This window comes from Ottowia sp. (assembly GCF_047975795.1).
GTDB lineage: Bacteria > Pseudomonadota > Gammaproteobacteria > Burkholderiales > Burkholderiaceae_C > Ottowia.
Window position 1 is genome coordinate 1 of the sequence record NZ_JBKEEE010000093.1, and the last position, 2,056, is coordinate 2,056.

At 67.0% G+C, this 2,056-nt stretch carries 1 protein-coding gene; it reads right to left on the bottom strand.

The features are described from left to right. Positions 1-12 precede the first annotated feature (12 nt). Positions 13-2,056, bottom strand: a 2,044-nt coding sequence (locus tag ACK5NW_RS14260) for a 3'-5' exonuclease (RefSeq protein WP_416929203.1), incomplete at its 5' end; no start/stop codon positions are given.

Below are 2,056 nucleotides of genomic sequence, written 5' to 3' on the forward strand. Positions count from 1 at the left end.
AAACGCTGCGCCTCAGCCCTGCACCACTTGCAACTTGGCAATCGCCAGCGCCAGCCACTTGACGCCGTGACGCGGAAAATTGACTTGCGCGCGCGCGTCGTCGCCGCTGCCTTCCAGGGCCAGCACCGTGCCTTCACCAAATTTGGTGTGAAACACCTGCTGGCCGGTGCGAATGCCATGGTCTTTGCCCGCGGGCGACACCCCGGCGCTGGCCGCCGCGTAGGGGCCGGCATGCTGGGTATGAAACTGGCCGCCAGACCAGGCCGGGCTTGCAGCGCCGGCTCTTGATTCAGGCGCATAGGACGCAAACCCGGAGCGCCTGGGCGTGAGCCACTTAAGCGTCTCGTCGGGCAACTCTTCCAGAAAGCGACTGCGCACGTGGTAGCGCGTCTGACCGTGCAGCATGCGCGTTTGCGCGTGGCTCAAATACAGGCGCTGGCGCGCGCGGGTGATGGCCACATACATCAGGCGGCGCTCTTCTTCCAGCCCTTCCAGATCAGAAAGCGCGTTGTCGTGCGGAAACAGGCTTTCTTCCAGCCCGGTGATGAACACGGCGTCAAACTCCAGCCCCTTGCTGGCGTGCACCGTCATCAACTGCACGGCGTCCTGCCCGGCCTGGGCCTGGTTGTCGCCGGCTTCCAGCGCGGCGTGGGTCAGAAAGGCGGCCAGCGGGCTCGGGGTTTCGCCGGTGTCGGCGTCGGGCGCCAGCGCGCCACCTACCAGCGCACCACCCGCCAGCGGCTCATCCAGCCGCGGCGCGTCCGCGTCCAGACCCTGGCTGGCCGGGCTCTGGGTCAGCACCGCCGCGGTTTCGTCCACCGGCAGAGCCACGGCCTCGCGGCCAAAGCCCTCCTGCGTCACAAAGCTTTCGGCGGCGCTGGCGAGTTCGGCCAGGTTCTCCAGCCGGTCGGCGCCTTCGCGGTCGGCGCGGTAATGGTCGGCCAGGCCGCTGCCTTCCACCACCGCTTCGACAATCTCGCGCAGCGGCAGGCCGGCGGTCTGCTCGCGCAGCACGTCGATCTTGGCCACAAAGCCCGCCAGGTTGGCGCCGGCGCGCCCGGTGAGCTGCGGCACGGCGTCGTGCAAGGGCATGCCCTGCGCGCGCGCCGCATCTTGCAACTGCTCCACGCTGCGCGCGCCAATGCCGCGCGGCGGAAAGTTGACCACGCGCAGAAAGCTGGTGTCGTCGCGCGGGTTTTCCAGCAGGCGCAGGTAGGCCAGCGCGTGCTTGATTTCGGCGCGCTCGAAAAAACGCAGGCCGCCATACACGCGGTACGGCATGCCGGCGTTGAAAAGCTGCGTCTCGATCACCCGGCTTTGCGCGTTGCTGCGGTAGAGCACGGCCACGCTGCTGGGCGCCAGGCCCTGGGCCTTGACCAGATCGCGCACCTCGTCCACCAGCCATTCGGCCTCGGCAAAGTCGGTCGGCGCCTCCAGCACGCGCACGGGCTCGCCCGCGCCGGCTTCGGTGCGCAGGTTCTTGCCCAGGCGGCGCTGGTTGCGGCTGATGAGCGTGTTGGCCGAATCCAGGATGTTGCTCACGCTGCGGTAGTTCTGCTCCAGCTTGATCTGGCGCTGCACCTGGTATTCGCGCACGAAGTCCTGCATGTTGCCCACGCGCGCGCCGCGAAAGGCGTAGATGCTCTGGTCGTCATCGCCCACGGCAAACACGCAGCTTGCGGGCTGGCCGCCCTGCGCCTCGGCCGGCAAGCCGGCCATCATCTTGATCCAGGCGTATTGCAGGCGGTTGGTGTCTTGAAACTCGTCGATCAGGATATGGCGAAAACGCCTGCGGTAGTGCAGGCGCACCGGCTCGTTGTCGCGCAAGAGCTCAAAGCTGCGCAGCATCAGTTCGCCAAAATCCACCACGCCTTCGCGCTGGCACTGGTCTTCATAGAGCTGGTAGACCTCGGCCTTCTTGCGGCTTTCGGCGTCGCGCACTTCCACGTCGCCGGGGCGCAGGCCGTCTTCCTTGCTGCCGCTGATGAACCACTGCAACTGCTTGGGCGGAAAGCGCTCCTCGTCCACACCGAACTGTTTGCACAGGCGCTTGATG